Source organism: Streptomyces albofaciens JCM 4342, assembly GCF_008634025.1.
In the GTDB taxonomy this organism is placed as follows: Bacteria; Actinomycetota; Actinomycetes; order Streptomycetales; family Streptomycetaceae; genus Streptomyces; species Streptomyces albofaciens.
In genome coordinates this window covers 4,309,416-4,334,192 of the sequence record NZ_PDCM01000002.1, presented here as the reverse complement: position 1 = coordinate 4,334,192, position 24,777 = coordinate 4,309,416, and the positions used below count along the sequence as shown (strand labels likewise).

General features: G+C 69.1%; 32 protein-coding genes and 1 tRNA gene. 23 read left to right on the top strand and 10 right to left on the bottom strand.

What is annotated here, in order from left to right:
* Positions 1–85 precede the first annotated feature (85 nt).
* From CP973_RS41555 to CP973_RS38815, 22 genes are all read left to right on the top strand, one after another.
* Entirely contained in the window at positions 86–220 is a 135-nt protein-coding gene (locus CP973_RS41555) for a hypothetical protein (protein WP_280119055.1), read from the top strand.
* 29 nt (positions 221–249) lie between these two features.
* Positions 250–450: a DUF5999 family protein gene (locus CP973_RS38915; protein WP_150249630.1), complete on the top strand. Its 201-nt coding sequence runs from the start codon at positions 250–252 to the stop codon at positions 448–450.
* A gap of 1 nt (position 451) precedes the next feature.
* Positions 452–1,279 carry a hypothetical protein gene (locus CP973_RS38910; protein WP_150249627.1) on the top strand — a complete coding sequence of 276 codons (828 nt, stop codon included), beginning with the start codon at positions 452–454 and terminating at the stop codon, positions 1,277–1,279.
* Positions 1,280–1,458: 179 nt separating this feature from the next.
* Positions 1,459–2,022 (top strand): hypothetical protein, encoded by a 564-nt coding sequence (locus CP973_RS38905; protein ID WP_150249624.1) that lies wholly within the window; start codon positions 1,459–1,461, stop codon positions 2,020–2,022.
* A gap of 174 nt (positions 2,023–2,196) precedes the next feature.
* Positions 2,197–2,535, top strand: coding sequence for a hypothetical protein (locus CP973_RS38900; protein ID WP_150249621.1), 339 nt, complete (start codon positions 2,197–2,199; stop codon positions 2,533–2,535).
* Positions 2,536–2,579: 44 nt separating this feature from the next.
* Complete coding sequence (locus CP973_RS38895) at positions 2,580–3,692, top strand: AAA family ATPase (RefSeq protein WP_150249618.1); 1,113 nt, start codon at positions 2,580–2,582, stop codon at positions 3,690–3,692.
* 70 nt (positions 3,693–3,762) lie between these two features.
* Positions 3,763–4,911: a PD-(D/E)XK nuclease family protein gene (locus CP973_RS38890; protein WP_244410235.1), complete on the top strand. Its 1,149-nt coding sequence runs from the start codon at positions 3,763–3,765 to the stop codon at positions 4,909–4,911.
* Positions 4,912–5,001: 90 nt separating this feature from the next.
* On the top strand, positions 5,002–5,865 hold the full coding sequence (locus CP973_RS38885; RefSeq protein WP_150249613.1) for a hypothetical protein: 864 nt from the start codon (positions 5,002–5,004) through the stop codon (positions 5,863–5,865).
* Positions 5,866–6,059: 194 nt separating this feature from the next.
* Positions 6,060–6,656: a hypothetical protein gene (locus CP973_RS38880; protein ID WP_150249610.1), complete on the top strand. Its 597-nt coding sequence runs from the start codon at positions 6,060–6,062 to the stop codon at positions 6,654–6,656.
* Between the two features lie 663 nt (positions 6,657–7,319).
* Complete coding sequence (locus CP973_RS38875) at positions 7,320–7,664, top strand: hypothetical protein (protein ID WP_150249607.1); 345 nt, start codon at positions 7,320–7,322, stop codon at positions 7,662–7,664.
* Positions 7,665–7,970: 306 nt separating this feature from the next.
* Positions 7,971–8,294 (top strand): hypothetical protein, encoded by a 324-nt coding sequence (locus CP973_RS38870; protein WP_150249604.1) that lies wholly within the window; start codon positions 7,971–7,973, stop codon positions 8,292–8,294.
* 26 nt (positions 8,295–8,320) lie between these two features.
* Positions 8,321–8,743 (top strand): hypothetical protein, encoded by a 423-nt coding sequence (locus CP973_RS38865; RefSeq protein ID WP_150249601.1) that lies wholly within the window; start codon positions 8,321–8,323, stop codon positions 8,741–8,743.
* Between the two features lie 20 nt (positions 8,744–8,763).
* Positions 8,764–9,219 (top strand): hypothetical protein, encoded by a 456-nt coding sequence (locus tag CP973_RS38860; RefSeq protein WP_150249599.1) that lies wholly within the window; start codon positions 8,764–8,766, stop codon positions 9,217–9,219.
* Positions 9,220–9,330: 111 nt separating this feature from the next.
* A complete protein-coding gene (locus CP973_RS38855) occupies positions 9,331–9,849 on the top strand; it encodes a hypothetical protein (RefSeq protein WP_150249596.1) in 519 nt (172 codons plus the stop codon).
* Between the two features lie 20 nt (positions 9,850–9,869).
* Positions 9,870–10,346 carry a hypothetical protein gene (locus tag CP973_RS38850; RefSeq protein WP_150249593.1) on the top strand — a complete coding sequence of 159 codons (477 nt, stop codon included), beginning with the start codon at positions 9,870–9,872 and terminating at the stop codon, positions 10,344–10,346.
* Positions 10,343–10,867, top strand: coding sequence for a hypothetical protein (locus CP973_RS38845; protein ID WP_150249591.1), 525 nt, complete (start codon positions 10,343–10,345; stop codon positions 10,865–10,867). The genes CP973_RS38850 and CP973_RS38845 overlap by 4 nt, the downstream gene beginning before the upstream one ends.
* 334 nt (positions 10,868–11,201) lie before the next feature.
* Positions 11,202–11,681, top strand: a complete 480-nt coding sequence (locus CP973_RS38840) for a hypothetical protein (RefSeq protein WP_150249588.1) — start codon at positions 11,202–11,204, stop codon at positions 11,679–11,681.
* A gap of 148 nt (positions 11,682–11,829) precedes the next feature.
* Positions 11,830–12,921 (top strand): N-6 DNA methylase, encoded by a 1,092-nt coding sequence (locus CP973_RS38835; protein ID WP_167538601.1) that lies wholly within the window; start codon positions 11,830–11,832, stop codon positions 12,919–12,921.
* Positions 12,918–13,739 (top strand): adenine nucleotide alpha hydrolase family protein, encoded by an 822-nt coding sequence (locus CP973_RS38830; protein ID WP_150249583.1) that lies wholly within the window; start codon positions 12,918–12,920, stop codon positions 13,737–13,739. The genes CP973_RS38835 and CP973_RS38830 overlap by 4 nt, the downstream gene beginning before the upstream one ends.
* 79 nt (positions 13,740–13,818) lie before the next feature.
* Positions 13,819–14,472 (top strand): hypothetical protein, encoded by a 654-nt coding sequence (locus tag CP973_RS38825; RefSeq protein ID WP_150249580.1) that lies wholly within the window; start codon positions 13,819–13,821, stop codon positions 14,470–14,472.
* A gap of 57 nt (positions 14,473–14,529) precedes the next feature.
* Positions 14,530–16,071 (top strand): ParB/RepB/Spo0J family partition protein, encoded by a 1,542-nt coding sequence (locus CP973_RS38820; protein WP_150249576.1) that lies wholly within the window; start codon positions 14,530–14,532, stop codon positions 16,069–16,071.
* Between the two features lie 118 nt (positions 16,072–16,189).
* Positions 16,190–17,218 carry a YgjP-like metallopeptidase domain-containing protein gene (locus CP973_RS38815; protein WP_150249573.1) on the top strand — a complete coding sequence of 343 codons (1,029 nt, stop codon included), beginning with the start codon at positions 16,190–16,192 and terminating at the stop codon, positions 17,216–17,218.
* Positions 17,219–18,273: 1,055 nt separating this feature from the next.
* On the opposite strand, the gene CP973_RS38810 is transcribed toward CP973_RS38815, so the two are convergent.
* From CP973_RS38810 to CP973_RS41550, 5 genes are all read right to left on the bottom strand, one after another.
* Positions 18,274–18,360: transfer RNA gene (locus CP973_RS38810), tRNA-Ser, on the bottom strand.
* Positions 18,361–18,428: 68 nt separating this feature from the next.
* Positions 18,429–18,992 carry a tRNA adenosine(34) deaminase TadA gene (tadA, locus tag CP973_RS38805; protein WP_244410234.1) on the bottom strand — a complete coding sequence of 188 codons (564 nt, stop codon included), beginning with the start codon at positions 18,990–18,992 and terminating at the stop codon, positions 18,429–18,431.
* A 23-nt stretch (positions 18,993–19,015) separates the two neighbouring features.
* Positions 19,016–19,573, bottom strand: coding sequence for a tRNA adenosine deaminase-associated protein (locus CP973_RS38800; protein WP_244410233.1), 558 nt, complete (start codon positions 19,571–19,573; stop codon positions 19,016–19,018).
* A gap of 178 nt (positions 19,574–19,751) precedes the next feature.
* Entirely contained in the window at positions 19,752–20,036 is a 285-nt protein-coding gene (locus CP973_RS38795; protein ID WP_150249570.1) for a hypothetical protein, read from the bottom strand.
* 116 nt (positions 20,037–20,152) lie between these two features.
* The gene (locus CP973_RS41550) at positions 20,153–20,278 is read right to left on the bottom strand and encodes a hypothetical protein (RefSeq protein ID WP_280119054.1); all 126 of its coding nucleotides are present in this window, start codon (positions 20,276–20,278) and stop codon (positions 20,153–20,155) included.
* 190 nt (positions 20,279–20,468) lie between these two features.
* On the opposite strand from CP973_RS41550, the gene upp reads away from it, so the two are divergent.
* Positions 20,469–21,104, top strand: coding sequence for a uracil phosphoribosyltransferase (upp, locus tag CP973_RS38790; protein WP_150249567.1), 636 nt, complete (start codon positions 20,469–20,471; stop codon positions 21,102–21,104).
* Positions 21,105–21,226: 122 nt separating this feature from the next.
* Here upp and CP973_RS38785 read toward each other — a convergent pair whose 3' ends face one another.
* The 5 genes from CP973_RS38785 to CP973_RS38765 all read right to left on the bottom strand — a co-directional run bounded on the left by CP973_RS38785 (position 21,227) and on the right by CP973_RS38765 (position 24,639).
* Positions 21,227–21,880, bottom strand: a complete 654-nt coding sequence (locus CP973_RS38785; protein ID WP_150249564.1) for a LytR C-terminal domain-containing protein — start codon at positions 21,878–21,880, stop codon at positions 21,227–21,229.
* 133 nt (positions 21,881–22,013) lie between these two features.
* Complete coding sequence (locus tag CP973_RS38780; protein ID WP_003986294.1) at positions 22,014–22,310, bottom strand: type II toxin-antitoxin system VapB family antitoxin; 297 nt, start codon at positions 22,308–22,310, stop codon at positions 22,014–22,016.
* Between the two features lie 502 nt (positions 22,311–22,812).
* A complete protein-coding gene (locus CP973_RS38775) occupies positions 22,813–23,463 on the bottom strand; it encodes a hypothetical protein (protein ID WP_150249561.1) in 651 nt (216 codons plus the stop codon).
* Complete coding sequence (locus CP973_RS38770) at positions 23,460–24,110, bottom strand: RNA polymerase sigma factor (protein ID WP_150249559.1); 651 nt, start codon at positions 24,108–24,110, stop codon at positions 23,460–23,462. Before CP973_RS38770 ends, CP973_RS38775 begins: the two co-directional genes overlap by 4 nt.
* A 31-nt stretch (positions 24,111–24,141) precedes the next feature.
* Positions 24,142–24,639: an LPXTG cell wall anchor domain-containing protein gene (locus CP973_RS38765; protein WP_167538600.1), complete on the bottom strand. Its 498-nt coding sequence runs from the start codon at positions 24,637–24,639 to the stop codon at positions 24,142–24,144.
* Positions 24,640–24,777 lie beyond the last annotated feature (138 nt).

Genomic DNA, 24,777 nt, shown 5'->3' with positions numbered 1-24,777 from the left:
GACAGCCGCTCGGTGCACCGGAGCGATCCTCCCTGGCCCACCGAGCGGCCCCCACTTCCCGTACACCACCACACCGAGGAACACGATGAGCGAGCAGAACACCAGCGACCAGGACGACCAGAACCAGGACCAGGACCTCCCGTCGAAGGGGATGGGCTGCATCGGCTGCGGCACCACCGAGGGCCGCTGCATGGACCCCAACCGGCACGGCCTGATGTAACGGCCGTCAACGCGGTGAAAGGACTGCTAATGTGCCAGCACCAGCCGCCCTGCCCGCCGGCCGACGCAGCCGACCGGGACGCCGCCCACCTGGTGGCCCACCACCCGGAACAGGGCTGGAGCCTGTTGTGCAACGGCGTCGTGCACTTCGAGGACACCGGTGACCTGCTGCCCGACGGCCAGGTCATCCGCCCGTACCGGTCCGCCCGTCGCGATCGGCAGGCAGTGTGACGTGGCCTACCGCATCAAACCCCAATCACGGCTGCTGAAGGGAACAGCCTGGGAACCGTGCGAGGCTCCCGTCACAGCCCTGCGGGCACCGCAGACCATGTACGTCTCCCCTGCGATCAAGGGCGCCTTCGCCGCCATCCACCGCATCGACACCTGGTTCGGCGCCCGCCTCCTGCGGGCGCTCACCATGCACCTGATCTTGTCCGGCGCGTGGAGGCATTCGGCTGAGCGCGGGTTGTACTGCGTACGGGACCAGGCCAGGAAGCATGGCCTGTGCCACCAGATGGTGGTGGGGTCGACTGGTCTCCACGCGTACGAGTACCGCACCAGCCACGCGGCAGCGCGCTGTCGGCTCGCGGTGAATCCGCCGCCGGAAGGAGCCCGGTTGTGGCTCCCGCCGGTACGTGGAGAGTTACCGCCTGCCGACAGCATCGTGCCGTGGCGCTACCTGCTGTCGTTCAGTTCATCGCTGCCTGTACGAATGAGCGAAGACGTGGTGTGGGGCTACGCCCGGCACCGGAGCAGCGGGGCTTCCCCCATGCCGCTCGCCGATGCTTACGTGGCCGCGGCGCAACGTGCAAGAGCCGTCGCCGAGCTGGCCCCCCGCCAGCCGGGTCGCTATGAGATCAGCGACGGTGACGGCCTTTTGTGGCAAGTGCTGGTCGACCAGCGGATTCACGAGAAGCCACTCGTGAGGGACGTCCGGGCTTCCGTGGGACGGTTCGAAAAACCCGTTCGGCGTATGCGGGCCGCGGGTGTCCCTTTCCGAGTGGGGATCGCCGGTCGCCCTCCGCTTCCGGAAGGCCGCGAGGCGCAGCGGACGTTCTGACGGGTGACGTAAGGCGCGAATCGCGACGGCCCCGGTCCATCGGACCGGGGCCGTCGCTTCACCTCTTGGAAAGGGTGCCTTCACCCTAACAGTGGCCACCGACAGTCCGGCCCGACGTTCGACGGCACGACGCTTGCGCGTATTCTGCTATCCCTGTTTCGGGACGGAAGGAGACCGTTGTGGCGAAGCCGCTGCTGTTTGGCCGTAAAGAGATCGCGCGGGTGTACAACATCGCGCCGACAGCGGTCAGTGACCGCTGGGTGCCATCGGGAATTCTGTCGTACGAGGATGCGGCGATCGTTTCTGGCAAGCCGTTTTGGCCGGGCGGTCTCGTCGTAGACGTTGCGCTGCCGCCCGGCGGCCGGGGGCGCCAGTTGGACGAGGGGCTGCTGGAGAAGGTGGTGGAGGAGCAGCAGGCTACCTCGCGCCCCAAGAGGAAGGGCGAGCTGCCTCCCTTGGTCGGGACGCAGGAGTACGGGGAGCTGTTCGGAGTGGGCGAGGTGGCCGCCGCCCAGGCGGCGACTCGGAGCACGGGGATGCTGCCGCCGGCGGACTACGTACTGTCGGGCTCGCGCTTGTGGCTCCTGGACACGGTGCTGGGTGCCGCCGAGGTGACGATGCAGAAGTCCCGGAAGTCGACGTGGCAGCTTCGGGTGGATGTCGCGGACGCGTTGCGGGAGGGCCGGTACGACGGGCCGGGGTCGTTCATCGCGAAGCGCGGCGTGGCCGCACAGAAGCCGTAGCTGGTGCGGTAGGGGGCTGAGCATGCGGCGGCGTCGGGGTGGACTCCGCCGCAGTTTCCGTAGTTGACCCCCACCCCAAACATAGTAGAATTCAACTACCGAAGGAGGGGCGCGTTTGATCAGGTGCGCCCCATGCCGCAAAATAGGCCGCAGCATTTGAACGGAGGGGGAATCATGGTTCCCGAACAGTTGGAACTGCCCGTTGCGCCCTTGCGGCACCCCAAGACTCTCGGAAGTGCCAGCATCCAGGACCGCTTCGAGTCGTTCCACCAGCTCAACCCGTGGATTTTGGACCAGCTGGAGACACTGACCCTCGACTGCGTCAACCAGGGGGTCAAGCGCGTGGGCATCGGGATGCTGTTCGAGGTTCTGCGCTGGCAGTACGGCAGGGCGACTCGCGGCGAGCCATGGAAGCTGAACAACGACTACCGCTCCAGGTACGTGCGCAAGCTCATCGACCTGCACCCCGAGTGGTCAGCCCTGTTCGAGCTCAGGGGCCTTCGCTCGGCCTAGAAATAGGCCGCTGTTTTTGATTCCTCTTGGACTGGAGCTACTGCATGACCACCCCTACCGTCCCGAAGCTGCGCACCCGCAAGCCGACAGGCGCCATCCCCTGGCCGAAGATCCTGCTCGAAGGTGAAGAGAAAGCGGGCAAGAGCTACCTAGCCGCCTCCTTCACCGGCTGCGACCGGACAGGGCAGGCGTACTGGCTAGAGCTCGGCGAGGACACCGCTGACGAGTACGCCGCCGTCCCCGGCGCCGACTACCTGCTGATCGAGCACAACGGCACCTACCGCGACATTCTCAACCAGGTCGAGGCCGTGCACGCCGAAGCCAAGCGTGCCGCCGCCGCAGGCGAGCCGCCCGTCGTGCTGGTGATCGACTCGGTGTCCCTGCTGTGGCGGATGCTCGTGAACTGGACGCAGGACCGCGGCCGGCGCAGCAGGGCCGGGCAGAAGAAGCTGCGCTTCGACCCGGATGCGGAGATCAAGCCGGGCATGAACCTGTGGAACGACGCGACGGAGCGGTGGAACCGGGTGATGTACCTGGTGCGCACCATGCCCGGCATCGTGCTCCTGCTGGCGCGCGGCAAGGAAGTGCAGGCCATCGACGGCGCGGGAGAACCTATCCCGAACACGAAGACGTGGCGTGTCGAGGGCCAGAAGTCGCTGGCGTTCGACGCCACCGTGTGGGTGCGGCTGCTGCGCGGGGATGATCACGCCTACGTGGTGGGCGCCCGCTCCCTGAAGTTCCAGGTACCCCGCGAGGGCAAGCCCAAGGCGGTGTCGAACTTCTCGGTCGAGTCGCTGGTCTTCGACCTCATGGGCTGCGGCCCCCACTCGGCACCACGCCAGGCACCGCAGTTGACGGGAGACCTGGCTCAGCCCTGGATCGCGAAGGTGCAGGAGACGGCTGAGCAAGACGGCATCCCGGGACTCCAAGAGCTGTGGAAGAAGGTCGGCGCGGACAAGTCCCTCAGCCGGGACGAGATCAACGTGGTCCGTCATGCGATCACTCAGCAGGTAGCGGCGTTGAAGAACCCGCCGAAGATCGAGGATCCGACGAGCGACGCGGCCAGACTGCGCGCCGCAGCCCTCGCCGAGCAGGGCGAACAGGGCGAACCGGAGCCCGATCCGTTCGATGAGGACCCGTACGCCCCCGTCGACTGACCTTCCCTGTCCCGTTTTGCGCTGGGCCCGCTCGTGCGGGCGGGCTCGGCGTGCCCTCTTGGAGAACCGCGTGACTGCAACACTGAACCAGCCCGCCCCGGTGTCGATCTGGGATGCCGCTGCCGCCGTCGATGCCCGGCGTCCCCGGTCACAGCAACGACAGCTCGGCGCGTCCGATACCGTGTGCCAGCGCCGCGCCGGATACGTCGTACATCAGGTACCGCCCACGGACACGCCGGACAAGAAGGCCGCGATCCTCGGCACCTATATCCACGCTGGGCTGCTGGAGTCTGCTCGCACCGAGTACGGCTGGCTGGTGGAACGCACGGTCGCTGATGACCGGATCCGCGGGCACATCGACGTCGTACAGTTGGATGCCGCGACGGCCGCTCGGCTGCCGAAGCGGCACCGGCCCGTCCAGCCGGCCGAGGTGCTGACGGTCGAGGACGTGAAGACGAAGTCGAGCCGCGTGTGGGACCGAGTGGTGCGGTACGGGCCGACGGCTGCCGAGGTGCGGCAGGTCCTGCTGTACGCCGATCTGCTGCGCACAGTCGGTTTCGCTGATGTGCCGGGGCAGCGGTACCTGCACCGGATAGGGCCGGTGGACGTGCAGCGGATCCGCTTTCGCTTCGTGTGTCGGGACACCGGCGAAGAACACATCGACGAGTTCGACTTCGATCCGTGGCTGGCGGACGAGGCCCGGTGGTGGGTGGACCGGGTGCTGGAAGCGGACACTCCCGAGGAACTGTCCCGTGATCACGATGGACCGGGCTTGCCCACGAAGACGCTGTGCGATTTCTGCCCATGGGCGTCGGCGTGCTGGCCAGGGGCGGCGCCGGGCAGCCCGGTGCAGACGGTCTTGGTGCACGATGACGAGGACCGGGCGGCTGCGCTGGCTGATTACGTGCGCCACCGTGAGCGGGAGAGCGCGTCCCGGAAGCGCAAGCAAGTGCTGCGGGCGATGCTCGACGACTCACCCGAGGGCTGCTACGGGGACAACGCGCTGAGCTGGGGCGGCGGTAACCCGAAGGAGGAGCCCGACGTTCAGGCGTTGGTCGACACGTTCGAGAACGCCGGGCTGACGGTTCCCATGGTTCCGGACGTGGACGGCATGGTGGCCGTGGCCCGTCGTGCCGGCGTGGCGGTGCCGATGCGTAACGCAGCGGGGCAGAAAACTCCGCGCACCATCAACGTCACGCGTTCCCGCAAGCGCCCCTGACGCCTTCTTGAGCGGCCCCGCACGCACGGTGCGGGGTTCGCCTCCCCCTTTGATCTTTTCGAGCCTTGTGCTGCCTTGGAGGCATGTTCCGTGACCATTCTGCGCCGCCACCTGAGTTCTGGATTCACGGTGTTGCCCAACAGCACCTTGAACGATGAGCGGCTGAGCTTTCGGGCGCGGGGCATCCTGGCGTGGCTGGTATCGAAGCCGGACAACTGGCAGGTGCGGATCACGGCGATCGCGGCTGCGGGCAAAGAGGGCCGCGATGCCGTGGCGGAGGCGGTGCGGGAGCTGAAGAGGTTTGGCTATTACCGGGTGGTGACCGAGCAGGCGGCTGATGGGAGGTTCGCGCGGTTCACCGAGGTATACGACACGGGGCAGGAGTGGGTGGCCGAGGAGTATGAGCGGCTGGAGGCGCGCCGGGTGTCGAGGAAGCTGTCGAAGAAGTTGGGTTCCGAGGCTGATGAGGGCCCTTCGGTTACCGAAAACGGGTTTTCAGAGATCGGTGCACCAGCGTTCGGTTCTCCGGAGGCCGGTAGTTCAGGGGTTCTAGGTAGTAACTACAACCAATACCTTCAGAAGGAGATCCCCCCTACCCCCACGGCTGTCGCCGCAGGGGAGTCGTTGCCCGCGGGCGACGAAAAGCCAGTGCCTGCGGCGAAGGAGGTACCGGTTCAGGCGTGTGCTGCTCATCCGGATGCTCCGGGGCGTTCGTGCCGAGGGTGCGGGACGAGTCCGCGCGCTCAGCGAGAGGCGGAGAAACGGGCAGAGAGGGAGCGGGTCAAACAGGCTGAGCGGTCGGCGAACGAGGACATGTTGGCGGAGGTTCGGCGCCGGCCGGGTGGGGACGGCTTGTCGGAGGTGGCCCGGCGCCGGATCGAAGAGATGCGTAGAGCGCGGCAGCGGGTGGTGGACCAGGGCTCTGGCCCGGGGGCGACATCGACCAACAAATAGGCCGTCGTTTATCATTCCGATTGGACCGCTAACCGCCCGATTGGCCACCCCTAAGACGAGCCGCACAATCGCCCGGCAGGACGAGCAAGGCCAACCGACCTCGCGCGGTGAGCACAGCGCACCCGAGGGGTGCGGCACCGAGACGAACACTCAACCGGGCACTTAATAGGCCGCAACGTAAAGAAGACGGGGACATGGTGGACACCTTCGTAACCGCATCGGACGCCCCACGAGAGTGGGCCGACCTGAAGACAGTGGCCCCCGGAACCACGGCGGAGCTGAGGGACGAAGACCGGCAGATGGCCGTGCACGGGTTCTTTGCCCCGGCCGAACTGCTGGAGTTTGTCGATCTCGCCGACGCCAGCGCGCGCACCGCGTGGGCGGTACGCCACTTCGGGCTGCCGACAGCTCCCCGCCGGATGCGGCGCGTGGAAGGCGAGCCTGATGCCGGGGCCTCAACTTGCTGGGCTCCCGACCCGGGCGGGTTCACGTATGAGGTGCAAGCGTCTTCGGGCACTCGCGCCGGGCGCCTGTCGTGGACAGAAGTGCACGTCCAGGCCACCGGGCGGCTGACGCCCGTGCGCTACGGAGCCCTGCGCCAAGCGGTCGAGGCTGAGCAGGCCCATGCGGCCGCATACACGACATGCCCCCTTCCGTACCGGACGGCCGAAGTCTGGAACGACCTCTTCTACCGCTCGTGGTCGCGCCGTTCGGCCGCTCTGTCTTTGCGCTCGACGACCGCACTGAACGCCATCGTGCCCGCCGCTGTAGCTCACCCATCCCTCTTCTGACGCCGCGAGGAGATTTCGTGATCACCCCCACCAAGCCGTCTACCTGGATCGACCTCGTACCGTGTGCCGCCGAGGACGGCTACGTACCCGACGCTTCGCAGGTCGACCCACCCAGCGACCTCATCGCCGTAAGCACTCCGCTGATGCAGAAGTGTGCGGACTCCTGCCCGTTCATCTCCCGGTGTTACGAGCGAGTGCGTCCGGAAGCCGGACGGTTCGACGGCGTGTGCGCGGCCCGGGTATGGATCAACGGAAGGGTGGTCGCGAAGGCCGAGGGCGCTCCGGCGTTGGGCAAGCTTCCGTCCCGCGCGGGGAGTTGCGGCACTAGCGGAGGGGTGGCCGGACACGCGCGGGTGGGGGAGCCTTTGTGCGGGGAGTGCCGGGAGGTGGCACTGCGCGCCCAGGTGCGCTCCGCCGGCCCAGCGAGCATCCGCAAGCGGCCACGAGGCAAGAGTTCCACCACGGTGGCCGCGTGATCGAAACGCGCGGCGGGTGAGGCACGCATCCGGGCGAGTCACTGCGTCGGGCTTTGGGGTTAGTTGCCCGCGATTGACACCCCCAGTGGCCATAGTAGAATTTAGTTATCGCAGGGAGGGGAAACCCGCCCGATGAACGAAAGACCGCGTCCCGGACCGGAACCGCTAACTACTGATTAGGACTCCCGTGAACACACCTACGCCCGACCCGCTGACCGTCCTGGCGACCGCCACCGACTACGGCCTCACCGAGCACCAGGCAGAAGCCGCGCTCCTGCTGGCCGCCAACTACCTGGTCGACGCCTGGCAGTTGCACGCGGACGCAGTCGGCGAGGACCGCGCCGACGGATCGGCCATGGAGCGATGGGCCGAGCAATTCACTCCCTGTCACCGCCGAGCCGTACTTGAAGAGTCCATCACCATCGTCCTCGCCGCCGACGCCGATTCCTCCCAGGTGCCCGGGTGCTCATTCTCCGCCTCCCGGCTGCCGCGTGTCATGCGCACCAGTCGGCCCCGCGTGCACATCCGCTGACGACCGCTGGCACGCGACGGTCCGCCCTGGCCGGGACGGACCGCGTCATGCCCACTCGCCCGAAAGGAGAGGCAGAGATGGGCTCCGTCGAGTTCTACATCACCGCCTCCGGTCCCGCCCTCGAAGCCGCCTACAAGCAGGCACGCGAGGACGCCACCGGGGGCACGACGGTGGCCACACCGGAACGATCGCCGAGAAACACGAGGTCCACCCGGCCCCTCTTCGGTGGGCCTCTTACTGACACACCGCCGCTGGTCGCACCCGCAGCCGGCGGCCCGACACCTCTTGGAAGGACTTCGCACCCTGATGCTGCATAGACGCCTGCCGCTGCTGGCGGTTGCCGACGTGATCAGCAGTCTCGATCTGAACTCGCGGCAGGTCCGCCGTGCCACCACAGCCATGGAACACATCGTTCAGCGGGCCTTCGCGCGGCGCACCAGCGCCAAACGCCACCTGAAATACGAAGAGTTCGCGGACGCCGTGCCCGAATGCCACTGGACGCTGATGTTCGAAGTCTGCGCACTCATCCACCTCGAACGTTTCGCGGAGGCGTACGCACTGACCAGCGCAGCGCAAGCCCTTCACCCCTCCCCGGCGCCGACCGCTTCCCCGCCGCTGAAGCACAGCTAATTGACCGACCCGAAGAGGAATCACTCGTGACCGACCACGCATCCCTGCACCGCACCCTGATAACCACCTCCCGCTTTCTGGCCGACTTCTCTCACCCGGAACCGCATCTCGTGCTCGCCAACCACCGTGCCCTACTGCACTTGTGGGGGCAGCTCTCCCCCACCCGCCGATGCCGGTTGCTGCTGGTGGCCTCATGGGCGGCACGCAACACCCAGGCCGTGCGGGGGACATTCCACGAAGACCGCTTTGCCCACGAACTGATCGATGCCACGCGCAAGTGGACGGCCGACAAGCCGGGCGGCTCCCTGGAAGAGTTCTGCGACGGAGTGCATCCCGCCTTCTTTGCCTGCACCTGGCTGACCTGCAAGGCGAACAACGAGCTGTCCCTGCTGGTCTTCCTGTCCCTGGCCGTACTGCTGTCCACGGACGACTCCGGGAGGCAGATGTGAAACCCGGCGACCCTGTCTGGTTGCGTCACGCCGATGGCCGCCACGTCCTCGACGTCGAGGGCCTGCCCGTGGCTTTCGAGATCACGGCCGTCGACGCACTCGCCACCAGTACCTGGTACCGACTGACCACCGACCACCCAACTGCCAACGAGATCTTCAGCGGCTGGTACACCCGCCACCGCGTCAGCCCTGTTTCGAGGCGGTGCACCGAGACCCCCCGCAAGGGCCGCAAACGATGGTCGAGAGACGACTTCCAGCGCGGTGACTTCGCCAAGTACCGCGGCACTTGGTACGAGGTACTGCGGGTCAACAACCGGTCGGTGACGATACCGCACCTTCATCTCCACACCAGCGGGGGCGTCGTGCGGGCCGAGGATGTCCGGCCCGGCTGGACATGGACGGCGCCGTACGACGGACTCGCCGGCCGCATGTCCACAGAGGAGATGCGACAGCACCAGAAGGCACCCGCCTCCTAGTTCCGTAACGCTGCGTAGTTGACCCACCCCACATACATAGTAGAATTTCGTTAACGGGTGAGGGGGTGCCGCACCCCCTCACCCTTCACCACCTCAAGGAGATACCTGATCGTGCAGTTCGACATACACCCCGGCGACACCTGGCAGGGCGCCCGCGCCCTCGACTTCTACCTGATGGCCCTCGCCCCCACGCCGCGCAACTTGATCTCGGCCACCGTCGCCTTCGCCCGCATCGACGAACTCGGCTGGGCCGCCCGCTCCGGCTACCCCGGCTCCGATGTCCAGTGGCCCGTCCAGTGCATGGTCTGCGGCTGGCAGGGCGAACGCTTCTACAGCCACCTGCGACGCGCCAAGCCCCTCAAGCGCCACCAGAAGTGCGCACCTGTGTCCGACCACGCCCGAGCCCTCAGCGCCCTGAACTCATACGCGACGAGCACCTGCCCCTGCCACATCCCTCACCCCACCAGGGAAGAAGACGTGGCTCGTCTGATCGAAATCGCCGACGACGCCTGGCGCGAGTCCGACACCCGCCGCCTCCTGGCAGCCCTCAAGCACCTCCTCGGCCCGTGCCCCGCTACGGCTCAGCGCGCCGCAGCCGCCAAGGCGTACGCCACCACAGCCCAGAAGTGACCAGAACCGGAAGAGAGCACATGACCGCCCCCGCCCCCTACAAGCCCGGTGACCGCGTCTGCGCGGCGTACGACGCCCAGGACGGCCCCGCCATCGTCTACAACCGCTTCGTGATCGAGGCTGGCCCCCGCGAGGAGTACGGCCACCGAGTATGGATCGACCTGCCGGAAGACGCCGTCGGCGGAACCGTCGGCACCTACCACACCAGCATCGCCAACTTCACCCTGATGGACATCCCGCTCCACCTCCAAGCCCCACTTCAGATCGGCGCCAACACCCACTGGCACGCCGACCACGCCGCGCCCGGCTCCACCCGGCCGACCTGGCCACGCGGGCGCCACCACGCCCGCGTGGACGTTCCGCTCACTCGCGACGAGCGGGAAAAGCACGCGGCGTTCGCCGCCCTCTACTCCGAGCACTGGATACGGCACGACCCCGCCGGCTTCGGCCTGTGGCTGTCACGCATGGTCTCCGAAGCATGGGGAGACGACCGGTGAAGCGCGCGCCCCATCAGGCGGAGCGGTTTCTCGGTGCGTGGCGCATCGTCTTCCATGAACCCACCCGCGACAGCGGCACGTCGTCGTACCTTCTGCCTTCCCGTACGACCAGCACCGAAGCAGCCGCCAGGGCGACCGCGAGCCGGTGGCACCGAACGGCAGCCGCAGGAACAGCCGGGCAGCGCCTCACTCAGGTGGTGATCTGCGAGGTGACCTTCAGGCCCAGCGCCTCATGCCGGGGGTGCGCTCTGGCCTGGGCAGCCCGTGCGGATGCTGGCACAGCCGAGCCATCGGAACTCCGGCTGCTGATCGAGGAACACGAGGCGAAAGTGGTCGGATTCGGCAATTCCGTGGCTGACGTGATCGCCTCCGCCAGTCCCGAAGGCATCTGGGACGTGGAGCCCTACCGGGATCCGTTCGGCCGGGTGAACTGGGCGGACGTTCGAGCCGACATCGGCAAGGCGGCGATGAGTACATTGCGGCAGACGCCCTACGGGCTGCTCTGGCTCGACCAGGGCTGACTACCGGGCTCGATCATTCAGCCACATCGCCATCCATAGTAGAAGACGCACTATGTGGATGGTCCTGTCACGGTGGCCCGCCCGATTCGGCGGGCCACCGCCCGATTGGAGAAACACCATGCCCAACAGCCCCAGCGATCTCCGCACAGAGAAGGCTCCGGCCCGTACGACGATCACCGATCCGCCCACGCTCGCCCCGCGCACTCCGGCACGGATGGAGCGCGCACGCCTGATAACGGCCGCCGCGGACGCCCGGCCATCTGCGCGAGGGCGGTACGGGACTTGGCGCATGTGCATTCGTCGGCCCGAGGACAGCCTCGCGGAATGGCACTACTTGTTCTCCACGAAGCGTACTCGCACGTTCAGCCAGGCCCACTGCTTGGCGTACGAGCTGCACTCCGATCTCATGGAGCGGCAGGGGCGGCCGCCGCTCGGCAAGGGGGTGGCGCTCGGCGCCTGGACGTTCACCCCGGCCGTGCGATCGCGTGAGCGCGCGGTGGCGTGGGCCGCCCTGATGGATTCGGCGGAGACGGATCCGGACTTCGACTGGCGGCCGTCCGGCGACGACCCCCTGTGGCGCCGCCGGCTTCGAGACCTGCACGACTCCTGCCGGAATCGGGTCGTGGCGTTCGGCAACAACTACACCCAGCTCTTCGCCTCGGCGGTCGGCACACGCGCTGACTGGGATCTGGAGCCGTACCGGGACCGGTGCGGGCGGATCGACTGCTCCACGGTGGCAACCGTGATTGAGGAGCACGCGGATTTCACCACGCGATTCACTCCGTACGGCGTGCTGTGGGTCGGCCACGGCTAACTCACGCGCTCCGTAGCGCAGTTGACCCCACCCGCTAGCATAGTAGAATTTAGTTATGGGGTTGAGGGGGAAACCTTCAACCCTGGCCCGCCCCGCACCCGCAGGGCGGGCCGCCGCATTTTCACCACCCCGACCGATTCGGACCCCCATGACACAGCAGCTCGACCTCTTCGCCGACCTCCAGCCGACCCCCATGCCGCCGCAACCCAAGGCCCCGGCAACCTTCGCCGCGAAGCCAAGCCGCGCCACTCCGCCTTCACCCGCGCCGCGGCCAACCAAGAAACAGCCCAGCACACCGGCACCCCCGCGCACCATCAGCGTCCGCCCCGCGAGCGACCCCCACGCCCAGGCCATGCAGATCGGCGAAGCCGTCGCCGGCGCCTGGCATCGACAGCACGGCGGCAACCACATAAACGTACCGATCGGCATCGTGGCCGCCCTCGGCCTGATCGGCCAACAGGACCCGAACGGGCCCGACCTCGCAACGCAGATCCTCAGCCTGAACGACACAAACCTGATCGGCATGTACCGCGAGATCTGGTCCACCCACTGGATCCAGCGCCCCGACCTCATCGACCGGGCCCGCATCCTCCACGAGTGGCTGAACGACACGGACGTCGACAAGAACCGCATATCCGCCGTCCGCGCCGTCACGGAAGCAGCCCTGAAGAATGGCCTGCTCACCCTGACCGGGTACACCGACCCCTACCTGCGCTCCATGACCGACGTGCTCTCGCCCGTGATGATGCTGCTGCGAAGTCGCGGCGCCCAACAGGGACTCGGCGAGTTCCACACCCCGGCTTCCGTTGCGGAAACCATGGCTGGCCTCATGGGCTTCAACGCCCTGGGCACCCTGATGGCCGACGCCGAGACCGGACGCCCGCAGCCAGGCCAGCACATCCACGACCCGGCCGGCGGCAGCGGCGGCCTGCTGCGCGCCGCAGCGCAAAACCTGCGCGAGAGGAGCCTGGATCCCGCCGACTTCCAGTGGTCGATGTGCGATATCGACGAGATCGCTGCCGCCTGCGCCGCCGTCAACGCCATCATCTGGGGCCTCGGCCCCCGCGTCACGGTGGCTTGTGCCGACACCCTGGCCAACCCCAGGGCCATCGAGGACGCCGCCGCACACGCCCGAGCCGTGATCGAACACCGCAACTCCGTACTGGGCCAGGCGAAACTCGTTGCCGCCGTCGGGATGGCTCAGCGCCTCCTCGACCAGGCCACGGAGTACGCCGCGTGAACGTGATCAGCTACGGCGGCGGGGTACAGAGCACTGCGCTCATGGTCTTGGCTGCCCGTCGCGAGATCCCGTACCGCACCCTGCTATTCGCGAACGTGGGTGACGACAGCGAAGACCCGGCGACGCTGGAGTATGTACGGCATGTCGCGAGACCGTACGCGGCAGCCAGCGGCCTTGACCTGCACGTCCTGCATCGCACACTGCGCGCCGGGGGAACGGAGACACTGTGGGGCCGGATGATGCGCAAGGGCTCTCGCGCCCTACCCATACCCATCCGGATGTCCAACGGCGCCCCTGGCACGCGGGGCTGCACTCGGGACTTCAAGATCTGGGTCACCGGCAAGTGGCTCAAGGCGAATGGTGCGACACCCAGCAACCCGGCGACGGTCGCCGTCGGCATCTCGCTCGATGAGATCGCTCGGGCGGCCAACCGGCGGGTCGAGCCGTACGAGCAGCTGGTCTACCCGCTGCTCGACCTCAAGCTCCGTCGGGTCGACTGCCAGCGGATCATCTCGGACGCGGGCCTGCCGATGCCGCCGAAGAGCGCCTGCTGGTTCTGTCCGCTGAAGTCGCTGGAGGGCTGGAAGGAGATGCGTCGCGACCGTCCGGGGCTGTTCCTGCGTGCCTGCTGCCTTGAGGAGTCGCTGAACGAGACGCGGCAGTGGGGTGGCATGGGCGACGCAGTGTTCCTGACCCGTACCGGCCGGCCTCTGCTCGAAGCGGTCGAGGCAGCACAGGAGGAGTTGCCCTTTGATGTGGGTTGCGACTCCGGCTGGTGCATGACCTGGCCCCCGCCTGACCTGCATCTTCGCAGTTGACGCCCCCCTTAACCATAGTAGAATTTAGTTATCGGGTTGAGGGAAAACCACAACCCCACACCTCTTGGAGAAACCCACCGTGACCACCGAAACCGCCCAGAACCCCGCCACCGAAGCTGCCCCCTTCGACATCTCCCTCATCGACCTCTACCTCCTGGCCGACCTGATCATCGAAAAGCTCGGCGACGGCTGGCACAAGGCCGACGACTCCATCGACCCGGAAACCATCCACTTCACCCACCAGGACGGCCGCACCTTCGGCATCCGCCGCCTGTGGAACGGTTCCGCCGCCCAAACGTTCGCCCGCGGCCCCGAGAAGACCGGCCCGCACTACAACGCCGCATGCCACTTCACCACCGTCGAAGCACCCCTCGACACCCTCCTCAACACCCTCCACCTGCGACTCTTCCCCGTCTTCCAAGGCCACCGCGCCAAGCTCCGCTACGACGGCACCCGCATCCCTGTCACCACCGCCGACAAGCCCGCGCCGCAGCAGCCCGCCCAGCCGGAGGCTCCCGCCGCGACAACCAGCGAGCCGGCCGCAGAGAAGACCACCGTGAAGAAGTCGCCCGCGAAGAAGGCCGCACCGTCCAAGCCCGCGCCCAAGGCCGCCACCAAGAAGCCCACCCCGAAGCGGACGGCGAAGAAGGCCCCGGCGACCGCGCGACCCAAGACCGCCGCGGCGCAGCCCAAGCGCAAGGCCAAGCCGAAGGCCGTACCGGCTGCCGCCTGACCCACACGCGCAGGGGCGGGCGCCACCGCCCGCCCCTCTTCTCACCACGGAGCTCCCATGACAACCACGACCACCCTCACCGCACCGGACAGCACCGACACCATCGCCGCGCAGCCCGCCTTCGAAGGGCGCTTCGCCTGGGTCGATCCCTACGAACTCGTCGTCGACCCGTACAACCACCGCCAGCACCGCTCAGACGACGAGCCGGACGGAACCGAACCCGACGCCGAGCTGATCGCCTCCGTGGAAGAGGTCGGCGTGCAGAGCCTGGTCCTCCTGCGTCCACAGACCGGGGACAACGAAGGCAAACTCGGCATCATCTTCGGGCAGCGTCGCTGCAAGGCAGCGATCATCGCCGCCGACAAGGCCAAGGAAGAGGGCCGCACCTACATGCTCGTTCCCGCCTTGATCCGCGACGACCTTCGCGGCGTCGATGACGAGGCGCTGACCCTGTCAGTCATCGAGAACAAGCACCGCCGGGACGCGCACGCCCGCGACTACGTCGAAGCCGCCCGGCAACTGTCCCTGATGCCGCTGCCCCAAGCCGCAAAGGAACGTCACGCACGCGCGCTCGGCCTGTCCGCCGCCGAGCTCACCGCCGCCGACAAGGCATCGAAGCTCGACGACAAGAGCCTCAGCGCCGCGGTCGCCCACGACTTCGACCTGGTGGAGCTGGCCGATTTCCAGGAAGTCGCGCACATCAGCAACGCCCGCAGTCGCCTCGAAGCGGCGAAGGCCCGGGACCGCAACGACGGCGCAGGCACGCGCGGCCACTGGGCCCACGCACTCCAGTGCCTCAAGGACGAGGCGGCCGAGAAAGCCAAGCGCGCCCAGCTCAAGCAGGACCTCGCCGCCGCCGGCATCAAGCTAGTGGACTGGGACTGGCGGTGGCACGAGACTCCCATGCGCCCCCTCAAGGATCTGGTAACCCCCCTCGGAACGGCCATCACCGCCGACCAGCACGCCCGGTGCCCCGGACACGCCGCCACCCTCAACCCGTTCAAGCCCACGGTGACTTGGCTGTGCACCGACTGGCGAGCCTGCCAGCACAAGCTGAGTCCCGAAGCGTCCGGGTCGGCAGCACCGGACGCCGCGGAAATGGCGGAGAAGCGACGCAGAACCATCCGCTACAACGCAGTCTGGCGTCAAGCCCGCCCTGTACGGCAGGAGTTCATCGCGAATCTGTGCACCCGGCCCGGCGACGCGACCGATGAAATCTGGAAGTTCACCCTCAGCACCATCACCGGGACCTCCGCCATGTACTCCCAGTACATCGCACGCCACCGCACCGACCTCATCTCGGCCTTCCTGAAGATCAAAGACCCCAACCACGACAGCGAGCCGTGGCGGCGAGTCGAAGACCCCTTCGGGCCGCTGATCACCCGTACCGGAGCGACCGGACGCTGGAGACTGCTCTTCGCCCAGGTCGCCGCGGTGTACGAGCATCAGGCCATGTCCGATCAGGCGTGGCGGAACCCGATCAGCAAGGACACCACCAACTGGCTGGCCTTCCTCCAGCGCCAGAAGTACGCACTCAGCGACATCGAAGCCGAAGTGCTCGACTCCGCACGCGAACGGCCGTCCAGTTCCGCTGCCTGACCAACTACAACGCAGCACATCACCACACCCCGCCCACTGCAAACCCCCGGCCCCACCCTCGCCCATAGTAGAAAACCGCCAAGAAGGCGGGGTGGTGCCGGGCCAGCCCGAAAGAACCATGCCTCAGCACCAGCGCACCCTCCTCGTCGGCGACACCGCCGTAACCGTGCGAACCAGTAACCGCACCACCCTCGGCCTCGACGTCACGAAAGCGGGCGGCATCGTCGTCCGCGGCCCCCACCACACCACCGACGCCGAAGCAACCGCCCTCGTCGAACGCCGCCGCCGATGGATCTACCGACAGCTCAACCACCTCGCCGAGACCTCCCCCCACGCCCCCGTACGGCACCTCGCCGACGGGGAGCAGTTCACCCTCCTCGGCCGCCGGCACCGATTCCGCATCGTCCCCGACGACGCACTGACCGCCCCCGCCACACGGCAGGAAGACACCGAATCGGGTGCCACCGTCCTCATGCGCCGCACCACGTCCCTAAACCTGGACAAAGCACGGCGAGAGCTCATCAATCTCCACGTCAAAACCGCACAGGAATGGCTGAAAATCTACGGCCCGTATATCACCCGATACACCAACACACCAGACATGACACTCACCGCATCCTCCCGCCTCCGCACCACATGGGCCCGACACCACCCCGACCGCGGCCTCACCCTCCACTGGGCCACCGCCCAACTACCTACCCCCCTTCTCCGCGAACTCCTCCACCGCACCCTCAACCTCCACACCGTGGCCGACACCCACCAGCTCGACCGCGAGCTGCGCAACCTCTGGCTCGGTGACCTCACCCACCGCCCCCTCCCGCTCCCCCAGCCGACCCCGAACGCCACCTGCCCCGCCTGCTCCACGCCACCTGGCGCCCTCCACGCCGACCACTGCGACATCGCACGCTGCGCCCTCACCGGCCGCCAGCGCGACACCTGCCACCCTGCGGACGTCTGCAACACCATCTGGACCGGCCACTACCCCGGCGTCACCGAATGCGCCGAATACGGCTTCTACTGCCGCTACGGCCTCGACGGCTACGAACCCTGCAACGCCGACGACCCGGACGCCCACCACGACCTCAACCGCCTCTACGCCGAATGCCGCTGGGACATAGCCACCCAGCGCATGGTCCTCCCGGTGTGACCTGACTCCACGAGAGTCCTCACCTGCTCGCCCCTGACCTTGGGGGCGCGCGGCTTTCCTCGGCCGTCCGCGAATGCCCTCAAGAGGCACTGACACGGCGCGACTCTCAAGACCCAGCAGGCTGCCGGACCGCGCTTGCTAGCTCGACAGAGGCCCAGAAGAGCGGGACCACGGCTCCCCCGCACCCGGATTTCGCGCTGTCCACGGTTTGTCCACGGACGGGCTTCAGAGAGCAAAAACGCCCCTCCGGAAGACCTTCCGGAGGGGCGTTCTCAGTGCGTTTTACCTGGTCAACCCTAGAGCCCCCTGTCGGATTCGAACCGACGACCTACGCTTTACAAGAGCGTTCCGGGTGGGAATCGAGCCGGATAAGCAGCGGTTCGGAGCGATCCCCAACCCACCCTCCAGCAGCGGTAATCACCACCTGGAGTGGCGTTTCTCCAGCTCAGGGACCTATCCGCAGGTGCTTGCGGAGCCTGCTCGCCGCGCGAGTGCCCGTTAGGCCAGCGCCGCCGTGACACCTGCTTGTCCAACGCTTCGCACTCGCGCTCGCCACGCATAACCACACCCTCACGCTGACATCACCCGGCAGGGGCCGGAGCGACCGTCGACCTCAGCCTGGCCGTCCCCGCCGGCCCCAGGCTCATCCGGTTCTGGGCCCTCCTCGGCCCCGTCGACATGCTCTCGCAGACGTCGTGCTTCGGCCCTGACGTCCTCCTGAACCTGAAGCAGCCGCTCGTGGGTCCCCGTGCGCAGAACATCAGCGAGAACCTAGCGGTGCGAGGAACTGGGCGACCTGTACGGGCGTGGCCTGTTGGTGCGCTTGGCGTTCCTGGCCGCTCAGAAGGTCATCAAGGAGGACCTGCGGCAGGCTCGGGCACGGCTTCGCAGGGGGCGGGCGGCACGCAGATCCGCACAAGCGGATCGTTATCGACTGGCGTGCCGCCGCCAACCACCACCGTACGAGGTGCCCGTGTTGCACATGTGTTGCACGATGCGGCAACGAAAAACCGCCCCTGACCTGTTTTCGCAGGTCAGGGGCGGTTCCCTTCGAGCGGTAGCGGTGGGATTTGAACCCACGGAGGAGTTGCCCCCTCACGCGCTTTCGAGGCGCGCTCCTTCGGCCGCTCGGACACGCTACCGAGAGGAACTCTAGCCCACGGTGGGCCGTACGCCGAAATCGGTATCCGGCGGAGCGGGTGTGCGGGGGTCAGCGGGAGCGGAAGAAGGTGGTCAGGAGGTCGGCGCAGGGGGCGGCCAGGACGCCGGTGATCACTTCGGGGCGGTGGTTGAGGCGGCGGTCGCGTACGACGTCCCAGAGGGAGCCGACGGCGCCCGCCTTCTCGTCGGCCGCCCCGTAGACGACGCGGTCGAGGCGGGACAGCACGATGGTGCCCGCGCACATCGTGCAGGGCTCCAGGGTGACGACGAGCGTGCAGCCGGTCAGCCGCCATGAGCCGGCCGCGCGGGCGGCCTCCCGGATGGCGAGTACCTCGGCGTGGGCGGTGGGGTCACCGGTCGCCTCGCGCTCGTTGCGACCGGTGCCGATCACCGTGCCGTCCGCGGACAGCACGACGGCGCCCACCGGGACGTCACCGGTCCCGGGGGCGAGGGCGGCCTCGTCCAGCGCCTGTCGCATCGCGGCGGTCCAGGGATCGCGCAGCGGATCGGTCGCCGGGGCGTGGATCGGCGAGGCGTGGTCCGACGACGAGGCGTGGTCCGACGATGCGTGGTTCGACGAGGTGGGGAAGGGGCCGGGCACGGGGGCGGTCATGCCCCCAGTGTCCGTGACGGGCATTACCTCACGGCCTCCAGGACGTCCGTGCAGCCGAGGGCGTCGGCGATCTCGGACAGCGCGTCGGTGTCGAGGGAGAGCAGTTCCTTCCCGCCGATGCCCAGGTCGGCCAGCAGGTCCGGGTCGCCGAGCGGGCCGGGCGGCGGTACGGGAGCGTCGGCCGCGACGGCCGCCTCCTCGCCCCCGCCGTCCGCCGGGTCGGGCTCGCCGTCCTCCGTACCGTCCAGGTCGAGGCTGTCGAGGTCGTCCGCGCCGTCCTCGTCGCGGCCGAGCAGTTCGTCGGTGAGCATCGCACCGTACGAGCTGCGGGCAGCGGCGGCGGCGTTCGAGATGAAGATCCGCGGATCGTCCTCGCCGTCCACGCGGACGACTCCGAACCACGTGCCTTCCTGCTCGATGTATGCCACCACCGTGTCGTCGTCGACCGCTGCCTCACGGGCCAGGTCGGCCAGATCGGTCAGGGTCTCCACATTGTCGAGCTCCGTGTCGCTCGCTTCCCACCCGTCTTCGGTGCGCGCGAGCAGTGCGGCGAAGTACACCGTGACTCTCCCACTGGTCATAGGCGTGCCGGGTCGGACGGGGTGACGCCTCGGCGCCGCAGGTCCCCGCCCATCGGAATCGTGGCAGAAACAACGCGATTGCGCGGGGTCTTCGGCGTTGCGTCGTGCGGCCGTTCCGAGAGATGTGGCTCACGTCGGGAGGGGCGGAAGGTTCTGATGAGGCCTGAGAGGCGTTCGGCTACCAGCGGAACGTGCGCATTCTCATGGCCTGACGCATCCGGGCGGCCCGGGCGCGGCGCGGCTGGACGCGGGCGCGCAGCTCCTTGGCCTCGTTCAGGTCGCGGAGGAACTGGGCGCGCCGCCGCCGGCGCGCCGCGTCGTTCTCGCCGCCGGTGGCCAGATCGTCGGGTTCGGGGGGGTCGGGGGGTTCCGGGTGGCCGGTGGGTTCGGTGGGTCCGCTGGGGGCGTCGGCGGGGGCGTGGGCGGAGTCCTGGTCCGAGGGAAGACGGGAAGGCGATTGCATACGATCGCGGCTGCGTTCGGCCGCTCTGCCGGTACGGCGCCGCTCCGCGATTCCGCCCGCGTTCGTGCTCACCGTTCCGCCCGCGTTCGTGCTCACCGTTCCGCCCGCGTTCGCGCTCACGGTTCCGCCCGCGTCCCGGCCCACACGTACGTCATCGCCCGCGCCGCCACCGGCGCGTCCACCGTCGCGACCACCGCGTCCGCCGTCGCGACCACCGCGTCCGCCGCCGCTTCCGCTCCCATTCCCGTCTGGCACGCCGTACACCGCCCTGGGACGAGGTCCATGCCCGGCGCCGGTGCGACAGACCGGGCGTTTGTGCCCACTTTCCCCCGGAGCGGTGGTTCGATGCCAGCGCGGCGGAATCCGTGCCCGGCCCGCCCGACGCCGACGGGGCGGGCGCCGGTGCCGCTGACCTCGGCTAGTGTCGATGTCATGCGGATCCACGTCGTCGACCACCCGCTGGTGGCGCACAAACTCACTACCCTGCGCGACAAGCGCACCGATTCCCCGACCTTCCGGCGCCTCGCCGACGAGCTGGTCACCCTGCTCGCGTACGAGGCCACCCGCGATGTGCGGACCGAGCAGGTCGACATCGACACCCCGGTGACGGCGACCACCGGAGTGCGGCTCTCCCACCCCCGCCCGCTGGTCGTGCCGATCCTGCGCGCCGGGCTGGGAATGCTGGACGGCATGGTCCGGCTGCTGCCCACGGCCGAGGTCGGCTTCATGGGCATGGTCCGCAACGAGGAGACGTACGAGGCCCACACGTACGCCACGCGCATGCCGGACGACCTCTCCGGCCGCCAGGTGTACGTGGTGGACCCGATGCTGGCCACCGGCGGCACGCTGGTCGCGGCGATCCAGGAGCTGATCAACCGCGGTGCGGACGACGTCACCGCGATCTGCCTGCTGGCCGCGCCGGAGGGCGTCGAGGTGATGGAGCGCGAGCTGGCCGGCGCGCCGGTGACGGTCGTCACGGCGGCCGTGGACGAGTGCCTGAACGCCGACCGCTACATCGTCCCCGGCCTGGGCGACGCGGGCGACCGGATGTACGGCACGGCGGGCTAGGAAGGCATCGGGGCGGCGGGCCGGGAAGCTTCGGGACGGCGGCCGGTGAGGCTTCGGACCGGCGGCAGGTAAGGCACCGGGGCATGGCGGGGGCTGCGGCCTCCGCCCCCCGCCCCGCTCGCTCAGCTCCGGCAGTCCGGTTCCGTCTTCGACGGTGCCGTCAGCGCGGTGAGCGACTTCTGGGCGGCGGCCGGTTCGGCCAGGGCCTTGAACGTATCGCCGATGATCAGATCGACGTCCCCGGTCTTCCGGGTGTCCGTCTTGGACTCCGCGCCCGTGAGCTGGGTGCCCAGCACCTTCCGGGCGCCGTCGGACGCGGTCTGCGCGCCCAGGAGTACGCCCGTGCCCTTGACCTTCTTGTCGTAGGCGGGCGGGGCGTTGCCCACCTTGCCGACCTTGAAGCCGCGTTTCCTCAGCTCGTCGGCGGTCGACTTGGCCAGGCCGCCGCGTGCCGTCGCGTTGAGGACGTTGACGGTGACGTCGGCGGGCTTGGGCAGCGGCTTGCCCGTACCGGCGGATGCCGCCGTACCGGCCTGTTTCGCGCCGCCCGGCGGGCACTTCTTCTTGTCCTGCGCGGCCTGGGCCGTGCCGCCCTTGCCGCCGAAGACATCGATGAGCTGCAACGTGCCCCACCCGGCCAGGGCGAGGGCGCAGACGGCGGCAGCGATCACCAGGGTGATCCGCCGACGGTGACGGGGACGGCGCATCCGCGGATACCTGTCGCCCGTGATGCGGTACTTCTTACCGCCCATGCCGGGGGGCGTCAGCATGCTCATGTCCGCAGCGTAGTGCGGGCCATGGCCCATGCCTACTAAATGATCAATGTGTGGCGGGAGACCCCACCCGAAAGGGCCAATGCGTTCCGCCGATCAGGGGGCGGGGCCGTGTCGGTCGGTCTCCGGCCGGGCGTCAGCCCAGTTCCAGGACGCGGGCGTGCAGCACCTGGCGTTGTTGCAGGGCCGCGCGCACGGCGCGGTGCAGCCCGTCTTCCAGGTAGAGGTCGCCCTGCCACTTCACGACGTGCGCGAAGAGGTCGCCGTAGAAGGTGGAGTCCTCGGCGAGCAGCGTCTCCAGGTCGAGCTGCTGCTTGGTCGTTACCAACTGGTCAAGGCGTACCGGGCGAGGGGCAACATCCGCCCACTGGCGGGTGCTTTCCCGGCCGTGGTCCGGGTACGGCCGCCCATTTCCGATGCGCTTGAAGATCACACGGAAAGCCTACCGGGCCATCGGCTCCGGGCGCAGCCATGCGGACGGAGTGCGAAGGCGACAAAGGGTGGCAATTCCGGAGCGCGGTGTGCGGGGGACGGGTGCGGGAGCGGAGTGCGGAGGGTGGCGCGCGACCCGCGCTGCCACGGTGGGCGGAGGGTGGGCGCGGCCCGGGACAGGCGGGTGACGGCGGGGAAAAGTGGCGCGACGTGCCCCGGAGGACGGCCGGAAATGAGTGCTGGGCGGGTTGCGGGAGCCGGAACGGGCGGGTGGGCTGGGCCGTCGGTGTTTCCCGTCGGCGTGGCAAAGAGTGCCGAATTCCGCAAAGCCCGTGAATTGTGTGGCGAGGGCGAATTCAGCACGAACTTCGACACGAACGAGGTACCGCACGTCGCGCCGGGCGGATACGAGCGGCGGGGGGTGGTACGCCGCTCCCGCCACCCCCTCGTGCCTTCCCCTCGTGCCTTCCCCTCCCGTCACCCCCTCCCGTCACCCCCTCCCGTCAACGTCCCGGCGCGGTGGACGGCAGGGGCGCCCGGCCGGGTGTGCCCGCGCCGGTGCGGTCGCGCGGGTCGGAGGGCGAGGCGGCGGAACCCTGCCGGTGCGCGTCCTTCCGTACGGAGTCCGCGGCCGCCTCGCCGGTACGCGGGCCTGGGGACGGGCTGTCGCGCCGGGCGGCGGGGCCTGTGGGGGCGGTCGGGGAGGGTGTGGCGCTTGGGGGAGAAGGCGTAGGCGTGGTGGTGGGGTGTGCGGTGGAGGCGCTGGGGGTGGGCCGGGATGTGGGGGTGGCCGGGGACGGGGAAGGGGTGGGACGGGTCGGTGCGGGGCTCGGGGTGGAGGCGGGCCTGGGGTGCGATGGCGTGGGGTCCTCCGGGGCGAGGGCGAGGTAGCCCACGGCGGCGGCGGTCGCGGTGGCCGCCGCCGCCAGCGGCAGGACGAGGCGCCGTAGCCGTCGGCCCATGCGCGGTGCGCGGCGCGGGAACGGTACGCGGCGCGGATGGGGGCCGGGCGGCGCGGCGGGCCGCAGGTCGCGGAGGCCGACCTGCCCGGCACGCGCCGCGAAGGCGGCCCGCAGCCGCGCCTCGACGGGCCGCTCACCAGCGGCGGCGTCTGCCCCCGCCCCTGCCCTCGCCCCCGCCTCGTGATCCGTCATTCCCCCGCCTCCAGCATCTTCTCCAGCGAATCCAGCGCACGGCTGGCGATCGACTTCACCGAGCCGCGGCTGATGCCGAGGGTTGCCGCGATCTGGGCCTCGGTCAGCTCGCCCCAGTAGCGCAGGACGAGCACCTCGCGGCGGCGGGCGGTCAGCCGGCCGAGGGCGGCGAGGACCTCGCGGTGCTCCTCGTCCAGGACGATGCGCTCCTCGGCGGACGGCGCGTCCGTCTCGTGCGGGGGCGTGTAGTCGCGTGCCGTGCGCCGTCGCCGGAGCACCGAGCGGGCCGCGTTGACGACGGCGGTACGGAGGTACGCCAGCGCGTTGTCGACCTCGTCCAGCCGTTCGCCGTGCCGCTTGTAGAGGGCCGCGAACGCGTCCTGGACGACGTCCTCGGCGGTGGCCCGGTCGTCCACCAGCAGCACCGCCAGCCGCACCATGGACAGCCGGTGCGCGTGGTAGAGGTCCGTGATGGTGGGGCCGGAGTGATCGTCGGCGCTTCCGGCGGGCGGCCCGGCGACGGGGTGCCCGGCGGCCAGGGTGGTGGGCCGGGCGCCGCGCAGGAGCAGGCGCTGGCGCAGGGCGCGCCAAGGCCCCGGCGCGGCGGGCCGTACCGGGGCGATGAGCGCGGCGGAGGTGAACTGCATCGGTTCCTCGGCCGTCGGGGAGGCGGTGGCCTCAGTTGGCGCGACGGCGACGGGAAGCGTAGACGGCGCCGCCGCCCACGGCGATCAGCAGGGCGGCACCGGCGCCCAGCGCGACGTTCGTGGTGGTCGAGGCGCCTGTTTTGGCGAGTTCGTCGCGGGGGGCGGGGGCCGGTGCGGCGCTCGACGCGGCACCGGGTACGGCGCTCGGCTGCGCGGCGCTCGGCTGCGCGGCGGACGGGTGGGACGGCACCGGGGACGGCTTGCGCGCGGAGTCCCGCTCCTCCTTCGGAGCGGCGGCGCTGGGCGCCTGCGCCTTCGGGGCGGCGGCGCTCGGGGCCTGCGCCTTCGGGACCGAATCCTCGGCGTACGCCGTACCGGTCAGGGAGAGTACGGGCAGGGCGACCGCCGCCAGCAGCCCGGCGGTCACGGCACTCCGTATCCGGCCAGCGGCCACACGCCCGGCGGGCGCGTACGAGGTGGCGGGCGGGCAGGGGGAGAGGGGCGAGGCGGAGGTACGGGAGTCGTTCACAGTGGCTGCTCCACGATCGGCGGGACGGCGCCGGACGGCGCCCTCACCCGTCACGACGTGCGGCGGGGGCGGGGGTTGCCGAAGGGACGGAAATTTTCCGGCCCGGCCCGGCCCGGCCCGGCCCGGCGCCGACCGGCC